Source organism: Rheinheimera sp. KL1 (assembly GCF_001275035.1).
Taxonomy (GTDB): domain Bacteria; phylum Pseudomonadota; class Gammaproteobacteria; order Enterobacterales; family Alteromonadaceae; genus Pararheinheimera; species Pararheinheimera tangshanensis.
Genome location: NZ_LAMX01000020.1, coordinates 16,255 through 33,010 on the forward strand (window position 1 = coordinate 16,255; position 16,756 = coordinate 33,010).

The window sequence follows — 16,756 nt, forward strand, 5'->3', positions numbered from 1 at the left end:
TATTACTTTTAATCTGCGTCGTTATCTACAAAAGAGAAGTCTTCACCACCATCTGCAATACGCTTCTTACCGAACACGGTATGAAATTTGCGTTTTTCCTGCAAACGTTGCTTGTACTTCATCCAGACCTTTTCATACTGGCTGGTTGCTTCCTGTTCACCTTTGCAAACAGCGATAAAACGTTGTTCTTCTTCATTGACTGGCTGGCGTGAGCCTGCTTCCAGTTCCTGCATGGCATTGCCATGTTTTTCCAGCAGATTACCCTCTGCCAGAGTAAAGCGCCCGGACCTGGTGAATCCCTTAGGGAAATTCTGGTCATCGAAAAAGCGACGGTTAGCGACAAAACTTTGCTGCATCACTTTTTTCCTCTAATTTTGTTGTATCTACAGCTATCCGAATCAAACTGTGCGCAGTATGGTAAACAAAATCAGACTCGTCAAACAAAAATTTTGCTTTGTCAAAAGAAATGATTTTGGAATGCCACAGAAGCCGCATTTTGTTCAGAAAATAATCGCAACTGATTGACGAATAACCCTTTTAATCCGTCCAAATTGCAAATTTTGATACGTCAGGAATTAGAGGCGAGATCAGTGTTAAAAGAAATTTGAAAAGCGACCGAAAGCGCGGCGTAAAGCCAGTCTTTTATGATTATGAAACAATGGAAGCACTATAGGTCCTAAACATAAAGCCGCCAGAGCCCAGCGTTTAGCGGCCATACCTGCACGTAAAGCCGCAATATAGACACTGACACTGCTCAGACAAAAAAGACTCAGGATAAAAACCACACTGAACTCCAGCTTAGTAACTCTGCGTAAAAAACCGCCGCACTATATCAGACTGAACTGAGCTTGGCTTCGAAAAATAACTACAATTGCGACGAAAGTCTGAGTCAGGGTTATAAAAAAGGCGCCGGCAACAACTGCGGCGCCTTTTGGTTATCTGCTTAATTAAGAGGCAGGAGTTGCCGGCAACAGTGACAAGATAAAAGCGTATTCGTCAGCAATTTCAATCATGCGTGAGAAACGGCCAGATTTGCCGCCATGGCCCGCTTCCATATTGGTGCGGAACAATAAAGGCTGCTGGTCCGTTTTGACAGTACGCAGCTTAGCGACCCATTTCGCCGGTTCAAAATACTGTACTTGTGAGTCGTGCAAGCCTGTAGTGACTAACATGGCAGGATAGGCCTGTTTTTTCACCTGATCATAGGGCGAATAGGACAACATATAGTCGTAATAAACTTTTTGTTTTGGATTGCCCCACTCGTCAAACTCGTTGGTGGTCAGTGGAATAGACTCATCCAGCATAGTAGTCACTACATCGACAAAAGGCACATGAGCCACCAGGCCACGATATTTATCCGGAGCCATATTAGCAATAGCGCCCATTAGCAAGCCACCTGCACTGCCGCCCATCGCAAAGACTTTATCTTTCGCAGCGTATTTTTCTGCCACCAGGTAATCAGTCACGTCGATAAAGTCGGTGAAGGTGTTGACCTTTTTCAGCAGCTTGCCGTTTTCATACCAGCTGCGGCCCATTTCCTGACCACCACGAATATGAGCTATAGCGTAAACAAAACCCCGGTCGACTAAAGAGATCACTGTACTTCGAAAGGATGGAGAGCTTGAGATCCCATAAGAGCCATAAGCATATTGATACAAAGGGGCTGAGCCATCTTTTTTCAGACCTTTTTTATACAACAGGCTGACCGGAATTTGAGTACCGTCTTTGGCCTTGGCCCAAACACGTTCTGTCTGGTAATTGTTTTTATCAAAACCACCTAAAACCTCCTGTTGTTTTAACAAACGTTTTTCACCTGTTTTCATATGCATTTCATAGACAGAAGGTGGAGTCGTCAGAGAGGTGTAGCTGTAGCGTAGCCATTGGCTGTTTTGCTCTGGATTGTTGTCAGTTTTCGCCACGTAAGCCGCTTCGTCGGATTCGACATACACCACTTTGCTTAGATCGGACCATGGCATCAAACGCACTCTGTCCAAACCATTGCTGCGCTCGTTAATCACCAGATAGTCGGTAAAAAGCTGGAAGGAATCAATAAACACATCCGGGTCATGCGCAAGCAGCGGCTGCCAGCGGTCGCGATCACCAATCTGGTCATCGTTGACCGTCATCAGGCGGTAGTTAGGCGCATCCCAGTCGGTCATAATGACCCAGCGGTTATCTATATGTTCCACTTCATATTTGAAGTCACGTTGACGCGGGGCTATCGCAGTGAACTTTCCTTTTCTATCGTCAGATTTAAGCACCAGCATTTCATTGGATACTGTGCTGCCGAGCCAAATCACGACGAACTTATCATCGGCACTGTTGCCGACGCCCATGTAAAAACTGCTGTCTTTTTCTTCGTACAGCACTTCATCTTTGGCCACTGCCTGACCCAGGGTATGACGACGAACTTTAGTGCCTAATAAAGTTTGCGGATCTTTTTCAATATAAAATAGCTGACTGTTATCTGCCGACCAGGCGATAGAGGCTTCAGCCCCAGTAATAGCCGTGTCTAAGTCTTTGCCTGTACGTAAATCCCGGACTTTGAGCGTGTAATTGCGACGGCCTGAAGTATCTTCTGCATAAGCCAGCAGCTGTTGGTTGGGACTCACCTGATAGTTGCCTATCTGATAAAAATCTTTGCCTTTAGCCAACTCATTGACGTTTAGCATCACCTGTTCAGCACCACCTGCTTTGGGCTTACGGGCATAAATCGGATACTCTTTGCCTTGTTCATAGCGGGTGTAGTAGGAGTAATCTCCCTTCACCACAGGCACTGTACTGTCGTCTTGTTTAACGCGACCAATAATTTCATCAGCCAAAGTTTTGCTCAGTGTTTTGTATTGGTCTGCATACTGCTGGTAATACTGATTTTCTGCGTTGAGATAATCCAGAACTTCAGGAGCCTGTCGTTTATCGTCCCGCAGCCAATAATAAGGGTCTTGCCTGTCGCCATGTTCTGATTTCACGACATAAGGTTTGACTGGTGCCACAGGGGCTGCAGATGGCATAGCAGCCATCAATTGAAAACTGCTGAGCATAACAACTCCATAACCAAGGATACCGACCGGATTAGGCATATTTTTCTCTCTTTTGTGGTTGGACTGAGTGGTTAAAAACAACAAAACGTTAACACAACAGCAGTTTTACAACCACAGCAAGAACAGTTGATACGACGAATAAGATGTAACAAAACAATGCAGCAGCAAAGCAGCAGTAGCGCGGCAGAAAAAGAAAAGGCTTCTGTCAATAAGAAGCCTTTTGCGGGGCAAAGGAGGGCTTAATAAAAAGTCGTGTTTTGTTCTGCTTTTTCCAACAGGAGTTTGCTTGGGGCAAAACGTGCGCCAAAACGACTCTCAAAGCTGCGCAGGTGAGCAACTAAAGTGGCGGCCCCCATTTGGTCGATATAACGGAAAGGGCCGCCTAAGAACGGCGGGAAGCCGATACCGAAGATAGCGCCTATATCACCGTCACGGGCGCTGCTGATAATGCCTTCTTCTAAGCAGCGCACGGCCTCGTTCAGCATTTGCACTGTGCAGCGCAGCGCTATTTGATCGCCGCTTAATTTAGCTGCAGGGTTTAAACCAAGCACTGTATAGACTGAAGCATCGACCTGCTTTTTGCCTTTGGCTTTAGCGCCGTACAGGTAAAAGCCTTTTTCAGTTTTACGGCCTTTACGGCCATCGGCCAGTAAGCGGTCAAAAGCCGCTGGTGCAGTAAAACGCTCACCCAATTCATTCAGCAGAATAGGCGATATTTTTGCGCCTACGTCTATGCCCACTTCATCCAGTAAAGTAATAGGACCGACCGGGAAACCAAACTTCACCAGCGCTTTGTCCAGCGCTTCCACAGGTTCGCCTTCAAGCAAAATATTAGCCGCTTCGTTCATATACAGCGCCAGAATACGGTTGACATAAAAACCTGCACCGTCTTTCACGACGATCGGCGTTTTACCTTGCTTACGGGCAAAAGCCACAGTAGTCGCAATAGTTTCAGCCGAGGTTTTGTCATGAGCGATCACTTCGACCAGTGGCATTTTATCCACAGGAGAGAAGTAATGCAGACCAATGACATTTTCCGGGCGAGCCGCTTTGGCTGCGATCTGGCCTATAGGCAATGAACTGGTGTTGCTGGCAAAAACCGTATGTTCTGAGCAATTGGCTTCGATATCAGCGACCATCTGTTGTTTTAAGTTTAAATCTTCAAACACAGCTTCGACCACTAAATCCACATCGTGGAAACCGCTGTAATCAGTGGTTCCGGTCAGCAAGGACATTTGTTTTTGCACTTCAGTCTTCGTGACAAAACGTTTACGCAGCTTTTTCTCCAGCAGGCTGTAGCTGTATTTCATTGCATTGGAAATACCCTGCTGGCTAATGTCTTTAATCCGTACCGGCACACCAGCTTTAGTAGCGGTAACGTTGGCGATACCACCGCCCATCAGACCACCACCTAAAATAGCGGCTTTGCGCACTTTACGCGGCTGCACATCCCCTGCCCCTGTCTCTTTTTTCATCTGAGTGGTGGCAAAAAATAACGAGCGTAAGGCTTTGGACTCGCTGGTCATGCAGAGCTCACCAAAAGCTTTGGCTTCCACATCCAGGCCTTTATTAAAACCACCGTCCACACCAGCTTTAATGGCTTTGAGGATCTTCAGCGGCGCAGGATAATTACCATGCGTCTTGGCTAAAGTTTGTTTTTCAGCCTGACTAAACACAATGGCGCGGCCAAAAGGCGTTTTTTCCAGCACTTTACCGACAAAATTTAGTTTGACATCCCGTGCCGCTGGTTTGCCTTTCAGTGCTAATTGCACTGCAGCTTCCAGCAAAATACTTTTAGGCACTACAGCATCCACTAAGCCGATTTTTTTCGCCTGAGCAGCACGCAGCTGTTTGCCGGTTAAAATCATATCCAATGCTTTTTGAATGCCAACCAGACGAGGCAAACGCTGAGTACCACCGCTGCCTGGCAATAAGCCCAGCTGCACTTCAGGTAAACCCAATACAGTTTTGTTGTCTGTTGTCGCGACACGGGCATGACAGGCTAAAGCCAGCTCTAAACCACCACCTAAACAAGGGCCATGAATAGCGGCTACTAACGGAATAGCTAAAGCTTCAAGCTGGTTAAACACCAGTTGGCCCATACGGCCAATGTCTTCAGCTTGCTGCGCTGTAGTGCAGCCATCCAGCATCGATATATCAGCACCAGCGATAAAGGAATCAGCTTTGCCACTGATAATCACCAAACCTTTGATGTCTTTGTTGTTTTTAATTTCGCTTAATAAAGATTTAATCTCATCAGCAAAAGCAGCTTTGAGCACATTCATGCTCTCGCCTGCCACATCCATGCTGATCACACCAATCTGATCAGGTCGGACTGTTAAAGTAAAAGTAGGCTGAGTCATTATTCAGTCTCCACAATCATAGCTGCGCCTAAACCACCTGCCGCGCAGGCTGTGGTTAAACCAATACCACCACCACGGCGTTTTAATTCATTTAAAGTCTGGGTAATTAAACGGGTACCAGTCGCGGCAAAAGGATGACCATAAGCTAAAGAGCCGCCTATGACGTTAAATTTCGCCATATCGATGTCACCTATGGCCTCTGCTCGACCCAGTTTTTGCTCGGCAAAGGTTTTGCTGCCAAACATTTTCATATTGGCCAGCGCCTGAGCAGCAAAAGCTTCGTGCATTTCAATCAGGGTTAAGTCAGATAACTTCAAACCGGCGCGATCCAAAGCAATTGGCGTCGCATAAGATGGGCCCATCAGCATATCTTCCCACACATCGATTGCGGCAAAAGCGTAGCTGCGGATATAACCCAGCACTTCATAACCCATGGCTTTAGCGCGGCTTTCTGTCATCATCAATACAGCGGATGCACCATCGGTTAAAGGCGTGCTGGTCGCTGCTGTGACAGTACCAAACTGGCGGTCAAACACTGGTTTTAACTTGCTGTACGATTCCAGTTTGGAATCCATACGAATATTGTTGTCGATTTCAAGGAAGGTTTTGTACGGCTCAATATGAGCGGCCATCACTTCATCTTTTAACAGGCCATCTTTCCAGGCTTGGGCGGCTAAGCTGTGTGAACGGTGCGCTAATGCGTCCTGATCGGCACGGCTGATGCCATGAGTTTTGGCCATTTGTTCAGCCGTATCGCCCATAGACAAGCCCGTGGTGTATTCCGCTACTGCCGGAGGTACTGGCAATAAATCTTTTAAACCTAAACGGCGGAAAATCGCCAGCTTCTGACCAAAAGTTTTGGCTTTGTTTAAATCGACCAAAGCACGACCTAATTTTTTGCTGACGCCAATAGGTAAAACAGAGCTTGAATCTGCGCCTCCGGCGATGGCAATTTCAGTGTGCCCTGCCATCATACTTTCAGCCACGCTGACCACAGACTGGAAACTGGTGGCGCAAGCACGGGTCACACTAAAGGCATCGGTATGCACGTTCATGCCCGTACCTAATACGATTTCACGGGCAATGTTTGGCGCTTCCGGCATCTGTACAACTTGACCAAAAACCAATTGGTCTATTAACTTGGGCGACAGCTCGCTGCGGATCAGCAGCTCGTTCACCACCAGCTTGCCCAGCTCCAGTGCTGAAACACCATGGAATTCGGTGGCTTGTTTTGCAAATGGAGTACGCAGACCACGCACTATGGCGATACGGTCTCCCTGACGTGTGGTAAGTTGTATTGGCGCAGCCATGAACAATCCTCTTAATGTGACTCGTGACAGGTCTGACCTGTAGTTGCTTTTGATTGTAACCAGAGATTAGACAAATTAAAACACTTGTTTTAAAACGTCTTGAACCTTATATAAAAGCAAGTGGTCTTAGCCTAGCTTTTTTTCAAGCTAACTGCTTGGAAAACAAACAACAATAAGTCATGACGATAACTAAAAAACAGTAGTGAGTATTATGGTAAAGGCATTCTCCGCTTTAAAAGACTATCTGGACAGTCAGGTCTTAGGTCAGCATGCGCTGACGGAAGGTATTTTGTTGGCGTTATTGGCCAATGGTCATTTGCTGGTGGAAGGCCCACCAGGTTTAGCTAAAACCCGTGCGGTGAATGCGCTGGCCCACGGCGTTGAAGGCCGTTTTCACCGCATTCAGTTTACGCCGGATTTATTGCCAGCCGATTTAACAGGCACAGATATCTATCGCCCTGAAACAGGTCAATTTGAGTTTCAGGCCGGCCCTTTGTTTCATCATATTATTCTGGCCGACGAAATTAACCGCGCACCGGCTAAAGTGCAGTCGGCTTTGTTAGAGGCGATGGCGGAAAAGCAAATTACTGTAGGCCGCAAAACCTATGCCTTGCCTGAGCTGTTTTTAGTCATGGCGACACAAAACCCGCTGGAGCAGGAAGGTACTTATCCGTTACCTGAAGCTCAACTGGACCGTTTTTTATTGCACTTGAAAGTCGATTACCCGGATGCAGCCACTGAACTGGCTATCCTGCGTTTAACCCGCGGTGAAGCTTTAGCCCATGACAAAGCCAAATTAAGCCCTATCAGTCAGGCCGATATTTTTGCCGCCCGTCAGGACATTTTAAAACTGCATATGGCCGAAAGTCTGGAAAACTACATAGTGCAGTTGGTGATGGCAACCCGAAACGCCAAAGCTTATAGCGAGCAACTGGCGAAATGGATAGCTTATGGTGCCAGTCCACGCGCCAGTATTGCATTGGAGCGCTGCGCCCGCGCTAAAGCCTGGTTAGAAGGCCGTGATTTTGTTATACCTGATGATATTCAGGCGGTATTTTTTAATGTGTTACGTCATCGTCTGATTTTAACCTACGATGCCGAAGCTCAGGGTTTAAGCACAGATGATGTGCTCAGAGAGATTTTAAAACTGGTTCCGGTTGCCTGATGTGGCTTTGATGAATACCCAACTTCAGCTTGAACAACTGGCCACAGACGGTATCCATCTGGATTTACCGCAACTGCTGACCTATCAGCGCCACCATGCTTTGCTGGATTTAGCCCCAAAAATGGCCATTCAAAGTAAGTTGGCAGGCTCCTATCTGGCTCGCAGCAAGGGCCGGGGTATGGAGTTTGATGAAGTACGACATTACCAGAGCGGTGATGACGTGCGCACCATCGACTGGCGTGTCACAGCCCGCACCGGCAAAGTCCACACTAAATTATTTCGTGAAGAAAAAGAGCGACCGGTTTTTATCCTGACGGACTTATCCGAGTCGATGCGCTTTGGCACACAACTGTTGCTTAAGTCAGTGCAGGCAGCACATTTAGCCGCTTTATTGGCCTGGCATGTGCGCGAAACCGGCGACAAATTGGGTGGTCTGGTCTTCAGTGAACAGCAACTGCTGGAGCTTAAACCTGCGGCACGCAGCCAGGCGGTATTACGCTATTTAAATGCGCTGATTAAAATTCAGCAACACCAGGGGATGGCGGCAGAATCCAATCTTAATCATGCTTTAGGTTTAATGCGTCGTTTAGCCCGTCCTGGATCACTTCTTTTTGTGATCTCAGATTTCAGCGCACTTGACGCACAAGGCTTGCGCCACTTACAAGCTATGCGCCAGCATAATGAAATTCGTTGTGTGCATATTACCGACCCTTTGGATTTACAACTGCCCTTGTCCGCTTCAGGTTTAGCTGCAGTGACTGACGGCCAGCAACTCAAAACTCTGGACTTGGGCTCATCGAGCTTAAAAGACAGTTACAAGCAGCAACAAAGCCAGTGGCAACAAGCCTTGCAACTGAATTTAAAAAAGCTGAACTGCCGCTATTTGGAAATTAGCGCTGCTTTGCCTTTAATTGAACAATTAAACAGGAGTTGGCCTGATGGCGAACACTGAACCGCAACTGGCGTTAGCTGATATACAGGAACCAGTGCTCAATACCTTCTGGCCACCGGCGCCAGGTTGGTGGTTGCTCGCTGTGCTGGTTGTTTTATTCATGGCTTATGGCTTTCGTTTTTTCTGGCAAAAATGGCAAAAATGGCAAAAAGCCTTACCTTTACGCCAGGCAAAAGCAGAGTTGCGCCTGATCAACAGGCCAGAGCAGAGTGCGCAATTAAACGAACTATTAAAACGACTGGTGCATTGCTACAGCCCACGACATCCGGTGTTATCTGCGCCTGTGCAGCAATGGCAGGATTTTTTACAGCAGCAATTGCCACAACAATCGTTACCTGATCTACAAAGCTTGTTGTATAAATCAGCGCCCACAGAAGGCGATTTTTCCGCTTATCTGCAGTTTGCTACACGGTGGCTACATAAAGTTTGTGTCAAACAGCTGGAGCGGCTTTGATGTTTGAATTCAGCTTCCCCTGGTTATTGATCCTGCTGCCTCTGCCCTTGCTGCTACGACGTAAAACTCAGCAACAAGGCAGCCCGCTCAAACACAAAGCCTTAATTCAGGCTAGCGGTCAAAATTCTGGCTTAGCCAGCAAAGCCCCCCGCTCTGTTAAAACTTTACTCGCACTTCTATGCTGGTGTTTTTTAGTGCTCAGTGCCACTCAACCTAAATGGCTGGGTGAAACCGTGACCTTGCCACAACAAGGCCGGGATCTAATGTTAGCGCTGGATTTATCTGGTTCTATGGCCATCAGTGATATGCAACATCAGGGGCAAAGCATTGACCGATTGCAGGCCGTCAAGCTGGTGGTCAGCGACTTTATTCAGCAGCGTAAGGGCGACCGGATAGGTCTTATTTTATTTGGTGACGCCGCTTATCAACAAACCCCTTTAACTTATGATTTAACCACTATTCAAACCATGTTGGATGAGGCGGTTCGGGGCTTGGTCGGTGAACGTACTGCGATAGGCGAAGCCATAGGCTTAGCTGTAAAACGCTTAAACACCTATGAAACCTCAAACAAAGTACTGATTTTATTAAGTGATGGCGCCAACACTGCAGGCGTGATCCAACCCTTGGAGGCCTTGCAACTGGCTAAAGCGGCTGGAGTAAAAATTTATACTGTAGGCGTCGGTGCAGAACAAATGGTGCAACAAAGCATTTTTGGCCGCCAATTGATTAACCCATCGCAGGATTTGGATGAAGTACTGCTGACCCGAATTGCAGAAGAAACAGGAGGCAAGTATTTCCGGGCCCGGGATTTAGCAGAACTGGCACAAATTTATAAACTGCTGGATCAGTTAGAACCTATAGAACGCGACCAAATCAGTTACAGACCACAACAAAGTCTGTTGCACTGGCCCTTATTAGCGGCATTGTTTTGCTCTGTGTTGCTTGCCTTGGGCCAGATCCAATGGTCTGGGAGATTTAAAAATGTGGGCTGATTTTCACTGGTTAAGACCAGAGTATTTCTGGTTGCTGCTCCCCACTGTGCTGATTTGGGGCTTATTTGCCAAACTACGTCGCCCCCAAAGCGCCTGGCAACATTGGATAGCACCCCATTTGCAAAAAGAGCTGTTAACAGCGCCTGCTCTGCAGCAACAAAAACCTGTACTGTGGCTATTGTTGCTCATCTGGCTGATTAGCTTGATAGCTCTGGCTGGACCAAGTTGGCAACGTTTACCGCAGCCGGTGTTTCAACTAAAAAAAGCCACTGTGATCCTGATGGATATGTCGATGTCGATGCGTGCCACAGACTTATCGCCGGACCGTTTTACTCAGGCCCGTTTTAAAGCGCTGGACTATATCGATGGTATTAAAGAAGGTGAATTGGCTTTGGTCAGTTTTGCCGGTGACGCTTTTGTGATATCCCCTTTAACTCAGGATCACAATAACGTACGGCTGCTTTTGCCCGAACTCAGCCCCGATATCATGCCGGTGCAGGGCTCTAATCTTGAGGCGGCCCTGCTCTTAGCTGACCAGCTTTTAAAACAAGGGGGTTATCTGCAAGGTGATGTGGTGCTTTTTACCGACGGCTTTGCTTCCTCTGACTACACCCGCTTACGTGAACTGATGGATAACTTTCCCCACCGCTTGTCTGTGCTGGCTTTTGGCACATCACAAGGAGCGCCGGTGCGGTTAAGCAATGGTGAGTTGTTAAAAGACCGTCAGGGCGCAATTGTCCTTCCCAGAGTTCCTTTGGTGCAGTTGCAACAATTGGTAGAGTTGCGCTCCGGAGTGTTTGCAGTAGCAAGTTCAGAAGAGAGCGATATTCAGGCCCTGTTGGCATTAAAACCTCTGGATAAAAAAGCAGACAGTGACGATCAGCAAAAACTTTTTGGTGATCAATGGCAGGACAATGCGGTTTATCTGGTCTGGTTATTGCTCCCACTCGCTTTATGGCTACACAAACGTGGTGCGCTGACTGTATTTGTACTGGTACTTTTTATGCCAAAGGCTGAAGCTTTTGAATGGAGTGACCTGTGGCAAACTCAACAACAAAAAGCCCAACAAGCCTATCAGCAAGGCGATTACGCAACTGCCTGGCAGCGTTTTGAAGACCCTTTATGGAAAGGCAATGCCGCCTATAAAGCGCAGGATTATGCCGCAGCTGAGCAGTCTTATCGCCAGCTGGATACTGCAGATGCGCTTTATAACCTCGGCAATAGCCTGGCACAGCAACAAAAGTACCAGCAGGCGATAGAGGCCTACGAGCAAGCGCTGACAAAAAATCCACAGTTTGAAAAAGCGCAGCAAAACCTGGATACGGTGAAAAAAGCGCTGGAACAGCAAAAGCAGCAACAGCAGCAACAAAAAGGGGATGGCGAGCAGCAGGACCAGCAGCAAGAAGAGCAATCAGGCGACCAGTCCGGAGAAAAAGCTGAAGGTTCGGGTTCAAAACAACAATCAAAAGAGCAGCAATCCTCTGAACAGCAGTCTGCTGAACAAGGTAATGATGCCGCTTCACAAAAAGATCAGCCGCCTGGTCAAACTGAACAACAGCAAAAACAACAAGAGCAGCAACAAGCTTCAGAACAGGCAGAACAAGACAAAGACAACAAAGAAACTCAGCAACAAAAGGCTATTTCGCAAGCCTGGCCGAATGCTAATGCTGAACAAAGTCAGCAACTGGATAATCTATTGCGCAAAGTGCAAGATGACCCTTCGTTGTTATTGCGTCGCAAGATGGCGATTGAATATCAAAAACGTCGTTATGACCAACCACCAGCCGGAGTTGTTGAAGAATGGTAAAGCAGTGGTTCTGCCTGTTGTTAATACTAAGTAGTCCTGCCTGGGCCTTGACTGAATTAAAGGTATCTTTGGATAAGAATCCTTTGTTACTAGGTGAAACAGCGGTGCTGGAGTTGGTCGCCGATGATCAGGTTGCCACTCAGCCTGATTTTTCCGTATTGGATAAAGATTTTCTGGTGCAGGGTCCTTCGCTCGGCCAGCAAATGCAAATCGTCAATGGAAAAGCCAGCCGTACTACCAGTTGGCGTCTGTTACTCAAGGCCAAACAACAGGGCACTTTTATCATTCCATCTTTTGAGATTGAAGGTGTTAGTTCCACGGCTATTGAAGTCGAAGTGGTCGAAGGTTCAGCGCAGACTCAAACCGATAACGACGCTCAGCTGTTTTTACAAAGTAGTCTGGATAGCACTCAGCTTTATGTGCAGCAGCTGGCGTATCTGGAAGTAAAAATCTTTTTTCAGGGCGACTTACAGCGAGGCTCGCTGAGTGAGCCCAAAGTAGAAGGTCTGAGCATCGAGCAACTGGGTAAAGATAAAGAAGGTTCTGAGCTGGTGAACGGAGAACGTTACCGCACCTTTACCCGTCAATACCGTGTGCTCCCTGAGCGCAGTGGCACTTTTGTGCTGCCAGGCTCAGTCCTCAGCGGTGAAATGCTCGACAGAAACTCTGGTCGTTATGACTATTTTGCTCAAACCAAAGCGGTCAGTGCTAAGGCCAATGACATAACCATTGAGGTAGCGGCGAAACCGCATAACTTCCCTGGCGACTGGCTCATCGCTGATTTGGTCAGCCTGAATGAAGAATGGAGTCCGGCAACCGATCAGCTCACTCAAGGCGAGCCTGTCACCCGCACTATTACCATCACAGCGCTGGATGTGGCAGAGCACCAGTTGCCGGATTTAACTCTTGACACTCCTGATGGTGTAAAACTTTATAAAGAACAACCTCATGCCAAGCAAGCCGAACGCAATGGCACCCTGGTCTCTCAAAAAGTATTCAGCATGGCAGTCGTTGCCAATCAAGCTGGTGAACTGGTTTTGCCAGAGGTGAAATTGCCCTGGTGGAACAAAAAGACCAACTCAGTGCATTACGCCACGTTGCCGGAAAAGCGCTTAACAGTGAAGTTGAATCCTGAATTACCCCAACAAAATGCAGCACCTGTGGTTATACCAACAGCACAACCGCCCTTAAGTGGAACTGCAGTGGAAAATCCGTGGCAATGGAACCACACCAGCACGCTGCTCAGTCTGCTCTGGCTGAGCTCTGTGGCTGTATTGCTTTGGTTCAGACCAACAAAAGTTGTAGCCAAGTCAACTATTCAGCCTGCAGATATAGCCAAAGCAAATCCCAAAAAGTTGCAGAATGCTTGCCATAACAATGATGCACCTGCAGCACGACAGTGGCTGATGCTATGGGCAGAACAGCAATTCGGCCGCCCACCTGCCTCATTAACTGAATTAGCTGACTGGTGTAAAGATCCGGCTTTTGCAGAGCAATTACAGCTGTTAAACCAACAGCTGTATCAGAAAAAGCAGCAAAGCTGGCAAGGGAAAGCCTTGTGGATTTGCTGGTCAAAACTAGTATTGGAAAAAGCCACTGCTTCATCAGCGCTGCCTGAGCTCTATCCACACTAGAGCCTGTTGAGGTTTTGAGAAAAACTTTTGTTCACTCTGGAGATCAGCCGTGATTGGCAGCAGCACTTTGGTGGTCTGCCTTAAAAAACTGGCTGTTGGTTGCTGCTATTGGTAGCATGCGCCAGCCTTATAACTATAAAAAAGACCAATCTGGGAGAACGACTGTGGCCACGGGAACCATCTTAGCTTTATCTATTTATTTTCTTTCTATGTTGGCAATAGGTTTGTACGCCTATCGTCAATCCAGTAGTAATTTGTCTGAGTATATGCTCGGAGGTCGTAAGTTAGGCCCTGCAGTCACTGCTTTGTCGGCCGGCGCCTCTGATATGAGTGGCTGGTTACTGATGGGGGTGCCTGGTGCCATGTATGTGGCGGGTATCTCTCAAATCTGGATTGGGGTGGGTTTAGTCATTGGTGCCTATCTCAATTACATGCTGCTCGCCCCCCGTTTTCGGGTCTATACCGAATTAGCCAAAGATTCCATCACCCTACCCGACTATCTGGAAAATCGTTTTGCCGATCCAACACGGCTGTTACGTCTGGTTTCAGCTTTAGTTATCGTCGTATTCTTTACCTTGTACACCTCTTCCGGCATGGTGGCAGGCGGCAAGTTGTTTGATGAAGTTTTTGGTCTGGATTATGAGTTTGGTCTGTTTCTGACTGCAGGCGTTGTGATTGCCTATACCCTGCTGGGTGGTTTTTTAGCCGTCAGCATGACAGACTTTGTTCAGGGCATGATTATGTTTATTGCGCTGGTGATGGTGCCACTCGTTGCATTTAGTGCCTTAGACCAGCCAAGTCAGATGTTTGCGACTATAGAGCAACTGAACCCCAAACATCTGGATTTATTCACCGGCACCAGTGTGCTTGGCATTATCTCTTTATTGGCCTGGGGTCTGGGTTATTTTGGCCAGCCTCATATCATAGTGCGTTTTATGGCCATACGCTCAGTGGAGGATTTTAAAGCAGCCCGTCGTATTGGCATGTCCTGGATGATTATTTCTATTTTAGGCGCCATGGCCATAGGTTTTGTCGGTATCGCCTATGTGCAGCAAACCCAAATGCCGCTGAAAGACCCGGAAACTATTTTTATCCTGTTGTCGCAAGTGTTGTTCCATCCATTTGTAGGTGGCTTGTTATTAGCTGCTATTCTGGCCGCTATTATGAGTACCATCTCTTCGCAGTTATTAGTGACATCCAGCGCGTTAACACAGGATTTCTACAAAACCTTCCTGCACAAAGCAGCGACGGATCAACAGCAGGTGTTGATTGGTCGAGTTTCAGTATTTGCTGTAGCTCTTGTCGCTATCCTGCTCGCGCTTGACAGCAACAGTTCCATCTTAGGTCTGGTTGCCAACGCCTGGGCAGGCTTTGGTGCAGCTTTTGGTCCTGTCGTATTGATGAGCTTGTACTGGAAACGAATGAATCATTGGGGCGCCCTGGCTGGTATAGGCGCAGGAGCCTTAACTGTCTTGTTCTGGGCCTATAGTCCTTATCAAATTGATGGCAAACAATTAAATGACTTCCTCTACGCCATGATCCCCGGCGTATTTATTTCCACTCTCCTGACTTGGCTTGTCAGTCTGGCCACGTCGACCCCTACAGCAGAAGTAAGTAATTTGTTTCAACAAGTATCTGATAAGTTAGAAAATAACTGAGTATCAGCGTTCGGGCGATCCCCCTGATGGATTGCCCGATATTGTTCTGATATGGCCTTTGAAAAAATCTGCAGGACCGTAGTCATTTCCCATAGATCTTTGCTACATTGAAGCATGACTTCTGTTTCGCTGTTCAGGGATTTATGTATTTTTACACCGCGCGCCAACCTATTTTGGATAAAGATAAAAACCTGTTTGCCTATGAGCTGTTGTTCAGGGATGGTGTAGAAAACGTATTTCCCGAAGTAGACAGCAACGAAGCGACGTCCAGAATGATTGAAGGCAGTCAGCTGAATTTAGGGCTGGATGAGTTTTTGGGCGATAAGCCTGGCTTTATTAACTTCACGCTTGACTCTTTGCTGAAGAAATATCCTTCGATGTTGCCCTGCGAACAAGTGGTGATCGAAATACTGGAAACAGTGCAGCCTGGAAAACGTTTATTAGCAGAATGCGAATCGCTAAAGGCTCAAGGTTATATTCTGGCGCTGGATGACTATATTCATCAGCCGGTTTGGCGGCATTTTTACCCTCTGATCGATATCATTAAAATTGATTTTCGTGCCACCAGCCTTGATATCATTATGCAAATCAAAGCGGCCATTAAAGACTTTCCTCACATCAAACTGTTGGCCGAAAAAGTAGAAAGTAACGAAGAGTTTTTGCAGGCACTGGACTTAGGTTTTGAGTATTTTCAGGGCTATTTTTTTTCGCGTCCGGAAATGATGCAAAGCCGTGCTTTATCACCAGCACAAATGACACTGGCTGAGCTATTGTATGAAACAGCAAAACCGGAGATGGATTTGCATACCATCACCAGCGTATTTGAACGCGATGTGCATCTCTCTTATAAACTACTGCGTTACACCAACTCCGCGGTCTTTAAACGACGCACAGACATAGCGACTATTAAGCAAGCTATAGTGGTTTTAGGTCAGGCTGAGCTGAAACGTTTTTTATCTGTACTTTTTACGGCTCAAATCAGCAGTGATAAACCTGCAGAACTGATGCGACTGGCGATGACCAGAGCGCGTTTTGCCGAGGATATTGCTGTCCTTGCAGGCTTTGCTGAGGTATCCAAAGCTTTTTTAACCGGTATGATGTCACTGATAGATGCGATCCTGGATGAGCCAATGAGCTCAGTGATGAGTAAATTGCCACTGTCCAAAGACATCAAAGACGCGCTGATCGACGGCATAGGGCCTATGGCGCAATTTCTGCAATTGATTAAGTTTTACGAGCAAGCGGCCTGGGATGATGCCAATTCATTGATCTTGTCACTCAAACTCGATAGTAAGTCTGTACCTGATGCTTACCATACGGCAGTACAATGGGCTAACGAACAAATGAAAGCGCTCGGCGACCACTGACGAGCGCCTTTTT

Annotated in this window: 13 protein-coding genes; 8 read left to right on the forward strand and 5 right to left on the reverse strand. The window is 47.2% G+C overall.

Translation table 11 applies throughout. From position 1 onward, the window contains the following. Positions 1–8: 8 nt before the first annotated feature. The 5 genes from WH43_RS11380 to fadI all read right to left on the reverse strand — a co-directional run bounded on the left by WH43_RS11380 (position 9) and on the right by fadI (position 6,714). Complete coding sequence (locus WH43_RS11380) at positions 9–356, reverse strand: MaoP family protein (RefSeq protein WP_053424731.1); 348 nt, start codon at positions 354–356, stop codon at positions 9–11. 237 nt (positions 357–593) lie between these two features. After that, complete coding sequence (locus WH43_RS11385; RefSeq protein WP_053424732.1) at positions 594–785, reverse strand: hypothetical protein; 192 nt, start codon at positions 783–785, stop codon at positions 594–596. Between the two features lie 162 nt (positions 786–947). Next, positions 948–3,041, reverse strand: coding sequence for a S9 family peptidase (locus tag WH43_RS11390; RefSeq protein WP_053424733.1), 2,094 nt, complete (start codon positions 3,039–3,041; stop codon positions 948–950). 239 nt (positions 3,042–3,280) lie between these two features. Further along, on the reverse strand, positions 3,281–5,404 hold the full coding sequence (fadJ, locus tag WH43_RS11395) for a fatty acid oxidation complex subunit alpha FadJ (protein WP_053424734.1): 2,124 nt from the start codon (positions 5,402–5,404) through the stop codon (positions 3,281–3,283). Further along, positions 5,404–6,714 carry an acetyl-CoA C-acyltransferase FadI gene (fadI, locus tag WH43_RS11400; protein ID WP_053424735.1) on the reverse strand — a complete coding sequence of 437 codons (1,311 nt, stop codon included), beginning with the start codon at positions 6,712–6,714 and terminating at the stop codon, positions 5,404–5,406. Before fadI ends, fadJ begins: the two co-directional genes overlap by 1 nt. A 211-nt stretch (positions 6,715–6,925) precedes the next feature. On the opposite strand from fadI, the gene WH43_RS11405 reads away from it, so the two are divergent. The 8 genes from WH43_RS11405 to WH43_RS11440 all read left to right on the forward strand — a co-directional run bounded on the left by WH43_RS11405 (position 6,926) and on the right by WH43_RS11440 (position 16,743). Beyond that, positions 6,926–7,879 (forward strand): AAA family ATPase, encoded by a 954-nt coding sequence (locus tag WH43_RS11405; RefSeq protein ID WP_053424736.1) that lies wholly within the window; start codon positions 6,926–6,928, stop codon positions 7,877–7,879. 10 nt (positions 7,880–7,889) lie between these two features. Further along, a complete protein-coding gene (locus WH43_RS11410; RefSeq protein WP_152342836.1) occupies positions 7,890–8,831 on the forward strand; it encodes a DUF58 domain-containing protein in 942 nt (313 codons plus the stop codon). Next, complete coding sequence (locus tag WH43_RS11415) at positions 8,818–9,285, forward strand: DUF4381 domain-containing protein (protein WP_053424738.1); 468 nt, start codon at positions 8,818–8,820, stop codon at positions 9,283–9,285. The genes WH43_RS11410 and WH43_RS11415 overlap by 14 nt, the downstream gene beginning before the upstream one ends. After that, positions 9,285–10,277 (forward strand): vWA domain-containing protein, encoded by a 993-nt coding sequence (locus WH43_RS11420; protein WP_053424739.1) that lies wholly within the window; start codon positions 9,285–9,287, stop codon positions 10,275–10,277. Before WH43_RS11415 ends, WH43_RS11420 begins: the two co-directional genes overlap by 1 nt. Continuing rightward, positions 10,267–12,084, forward strand: coding sequence for a VWA domain-containing protein (locus WH43_RS11425; protein ID WP_053424740.1), 1,818 nt, complete (start codon positions 10,267–10,269; stop codon positions 12,082–12,084). Before WH43_RS11420 ends, WH43_RS11425 begins: the two co-directional genes overlap by 11 nt. Continuing rightward, positions 12,078–13,718, forward strand: a complete 1,641-nt coding sequence (locus tag WH43_RS11430; protein ID WP_053424741.1) for a BatD family protein — start codon at positions 12,078–12,080, stop codon at positions 13,716–13,718. The genes WH43_RS11425 and WH43_RS11430 overlap by 7 nt, the downstream gene beginning before the upstream one ends. Positions 13,719–13,834: 116 nt before the next feature. Then, complete coding sequence (putP, locus tag WH43_RS11435) at positions 13,835–15,376, forward strand: sodium/proline symporter PutP (RefSeq protein ID WP_286049692.1); 1,542 nt, start codon at positions 13,835–13,837, stop codon at positions 15,374–15,376. Between the two features lie 143 nt (positions 15,377–15,519). After that, positions 15,520–16,743 (forward strand): EAL and HDOD domain-containing protein, encoded by a 1,224-nt coding sequence (locus WH43_RS11440; RefSeq protein ID WP_053424742.1) that lies wholly within the window; start codon positions 15,520–15,522, stop codon positions 16,741–16,743. Positions 16,744–16,756 lie beyond the last annotated feature (13 nt).